4 protein-coding genes are annotated in these 3,354 nt (G+C 64.9%); all 4 read right to left on the bottom strand.

Annotated elements, in window-relative coordinates; all coding sequences use genetic code 11:
- Positions 1 to 177 (bottom strand): VirB8/TrbF family protein (locus ACLPJJ_RS09025; RefSeq protein ID WP_443590642.1); only part of this gene is annotated, 177 nt, incomplete at its 3' end.
- Entirely contained in the window at positions 177 to 1,496 is a 1,320-nt protein-coding gene (gene trbL, locus ACLPJJ_RS09020) for a P-type conjugative transfer protein TrbL (protein WP_443590641.1), read from the bottom strand. The genes trbL and ACLPJJ_RS09025, both read right to left, overlap by 1 nt.
- A gap of 10 nt (positions 1,497 to 1,506) precedes the next feature.
- Positions 1,507 to 2,256 (bottom strand): P-type conjugative transfer protein TrbJ, encoded by a 750-nt coding sequence (trbJ, locus tag ACLPJJ_RS09015; protein WP_443590640.1) that lies wholly within the window; start codon positions 2,254 to 2,256, stop codon positions 1,507 to 1,509.
- Positions 2,253 to 3,354: TraG/VirB4 family ATPase (locus tag ACLPJJ_RS09010; RefSeq protein ID WP_443590639.1), on the bottom strand; the 1,102-nt coding region annotated here is incomplete at its 5' end. The genes ACLPJJ_RS09010 and trbJ, both read right to left, overlap by 4 nt.

Below are 3,354 nucleotides of genomic sequence, written 5' to 3'. Positions count from 1 at the left end.
GAGGCCGCCCGCCAAGCCGATGGCAAGGAACAGGTTCCCGAAGGCGATGAGGCGCCAGTTGCGGGCCTGGACACGGGCGGAGCCGATGCGCTCGTCCCATACCTGCGCGGCCTTTTGGTAGGGAGTTTCAGGTTCGGGGGTGCGGCCGTAGCGTGTGCCGGGGCGGCGGAATTGCATTATTTATCTCCCGAAAGGTCGACGCTGTTGGAGCCGCCACCATGGTCGCCGGAGCGCATGACATGGGTGGCGGTGGAGACGCCGTGGCTGACGGCTTGGCTGCGGCGCATCTGCTGGGCCCAACCCGGTGGGCCGCCTGCGGTGTTACCCGTTGGGGCCGCCTCGGCGGATGCGCTTGGAGGTGCTCCGCCGGTTGCCTGAAATGCGGCGCGGCCACCGGCGGCAAAGCTCTGTTTCAGGTTGTCAGCGACGCGGGCCACCATGGCGCGGGGTACGGCGGCGCCTGCCTTGGCGACACCGGCCATGCCTGCGGCAGCGCCCTTTATGCCGCCCTCACCCGAAGCTGCGGCGCCTAAGCGGTAGGCGGTCGAGGTGGCGCCTGCGAGCGCCGCTCCGCCCCGTGTGCCCGCCACGAGCGCACCAGCACCGGCGCGAAGTGCTCCGGCTGAGCCGATCACGCCGGCAGCACCAATGCCCCCGGCGACGAGCGCGGTGCCGATGGCAGCACCCGCGCCAAGCTGTGGCGCGCCGGAGAGCAAGCCCGTGGCGATGCCGGGGCCAAAAATGCCCAACCCGAGCAGCGACAGGGAGGCCAAGACGAGGGAGAGGGCGTCCTCGATGGTTGGCTGGGTGTTGCCAAAGTCCTGGGTGAACTGGCTGAACAAGGTGGTGCCGATGCCGACGATGACGGCGAGAACGAGCACCTTCACGCCGGAGGCGACGACATTGCCGAGGACTTTTTCGGCGAGGAAGGCGGTTTTACCGAACAGGCCAAAGGGCACGAGCACGAAGCCCGCGAGCGTGGTCAGCTTGAATTCGATCAACGTGACGAAGAGCTGAATGGCCAGCACGAAGAAGGCGATGACCACGAGGAGCCATGCCACCATCAGCACGAAAATCTGCACGAAATTGCTGAAGAACGAGGTGTAGCCCATGAGCTTCCCGGCGGCTTGCAGGATCGGCTTGCCGGCATTGATGCCAATTTGGGCGAACTGGCCGGGTTGCAGGAATTGGGTCGCGGAGAGGTTGGAGCCTGCGGCTTCCAGGCCGAGGCCCGCGAAGGAGTTGAAGACGATCTCGGCGAGGGTGTTAAAATTGCCGATGATGTAGGCGAAGAAGCCGATATAGAGCGTCTTCTTTACCAGGCGCGCCATGATGTCCTCGTCGGCGCCCCAGGCCCAGAAGAGCCCGGCGAGGGTGATGTCGATGGCGATCAGGGTTGAGGAGAGATAGGCGACATCGCCGTGCAGCAAGCCGAACCCGCTGTCGATGTAGGTGGTGAAGACGTTGAGAAAATTATCGATGACGCCGGGGTTCATGGTGCGCGGCTCACTGCTGATGGAACATTTCGACGGGCTGAGGCTGGTAGCCGACACCTGTCGTCAGGAACTGGTTGAGCTGTGCCTGGGCCTGTGCTTGGGCTTCGGCGTCACTCGTCCCAGCCAAAGCCTGGGCACGGCCCTGCGCCGCGATCAGTGCCGTGAGGTCGGCGAGCTGGCCGCTCTGGATGGCCAGCATCTGGTTGCCCGCCTGACTGGCTTGCAGCGCGCCCACGGCGGACTGGCTGGAGGAGATGAGCGCGTCGATCTGCGCGTGGGTGGTGGCGAGGTTCTGCACGACACCGGCCTGAACGTTCATCGAATCCTGATAGCTGGCGCGGGCATTTTGCCAGCGGGTCTGGGCGTCGCTCTCCAGTTGCGAGGGTGATGCCGTGCTTGCGTAGGACTGCGGGTAGACCTGGGTGAAGGCCTGATTGATTGTGGTGACATCGTAGGCGATGTTCTGGGCCTGGCTGAGCAATTGCTGGGTCTGGGTGATCGATTGGTCAAGCTGGGCTAGCGAGGAGTATGGCAGGCTGGCGAGGTTTTTCGCCTCGTTGATGAGCATGGTGGCTTCGTTTTCCAGGCTCTGGATTTCGTTGTCGACCTGTTGCAGCTCACGCGCCGCCGTCAGCACGTTTTGCGAAAAGTTGGTTGCGTCGAAGACAGCGATCTGTGCGTGGGCCGGTGCGCTGGCCGTAAGCAGCGACAAGATCGCGGCGCCCGCGATGAGCATGGCGCGATAACGGGGCGTAATCATTGTGATGCCTCCGAACTGAGGTTGCCGAGAAGGTCTGCCGCCCAGTCCGCGCCTTTGTGGCGCAGCCAGGCGGCGGCAAAGCCGGTCTGGCCGTGTGCCGCGAGGATTTCCGTGATCGCGTTCTGGTCGGTCTTGGAGGATGCGGTGGTGAAGGCGAGTGCGGCGTCACCGAGGCCGAGTTCGAACAGGCGGTTGCCGCGACGGGACTGGCAGTAATAATCGCGGCGCGGCGTAGCGCGGGCGAGAATTTCGACTTGGCGATCGTTGAGGCCGAAGCGGCGATAGATGGCGGTGATTTGCGGCTCGATGGCGCGCTCGTTCGGCAGAAAAATCCGCGTCGGGCAGCTCTCGACGATGGCCGGGGCGATGGCGCTAGTTTCGATGTCGGCGAGCGATTGGGTGGCGAAGACGACGGAGGCGTTTTTCTTGCGCAGGGTTTTTAGCCACTCGCGGAGTTGGGCGGCGAAGCCGGGATCGTCCAGCGCCAGCCAGCCTTCGTCGATGATGAGCAGGGTTGGCGGCCCGTCCAGGCGGGCTTCGATGCGGTGGAAGAGATAGGCAAGCACAGCGGGCGCGGCGCCGGTGCCGATCAGCCCTTCGGTCTCGAAGGCCTGGATTTCGGCGCCGCCGAGCCGTTCGGATTCCGCGTCGAGCAGCCGGCCGAATGGGCCACCGACGCAGTACGGGCGGAGCGCCTGCTTCAGCGCGTTGGATTGGAGCAGGACTGACAGGCCGGTCAGAGTCCGCTCCGCCACGGGCGCCGAGGCCAGGGAGGAAAGAGCCGTCCAGATATGTTCCTTGGCTTCCGGCGTAAGGGCGAGTTTTTCGCGCTCCAGGATGTTGGCGACCCATTCGGCAGCCCAGCCGCGCTCGGCGGCATCATCGATCCGGGCCAGGGGCTGCAACGCGACAGGGGCGGCGTCATCGGCCAGTGCACCACCGAGATCATGCCAATCGCCGCCCATGGCCAGAGCTGCGGCACGGATCGAGCCGCCGAAATCGAAGGCAAAAATCTGTGCCGCTTCGTAGCGGCGAAATTGCAAGGCTATCAGCGCCAGCAGCACCGATTTACCCGCGCCGGTGGGGCCAACGATGAGC

Source organism: Acidocella sp. (assembly GCF_052326845.1).
Taxonomy (GTDB): domain Bacteria; phylum Pseudomonadota; class Alphaproteobacteria; order Acetobacterales; family Acetobacteraceae; genus Acidocella.
This window is presented reverse-complemented; position numbering and strand designations above follow the sequence as displayed.

Excerpts from the sequence above, each read along its gene's own strand:
- trbL (WP_443590641.1), bottom strand. The coding sequence starts at position 1,496 with ATGAACCCCGGCGTCATCGATAATTTTCTCAACGTCTTCACCACCTAC.
- trbJ (WP_443590640.1), bottom strand. The coding sequence starts at position 2,256 with ATGATTACGCCCCGTTATCGCGCCATGCTCATCGCGGGCGCCGCGATC.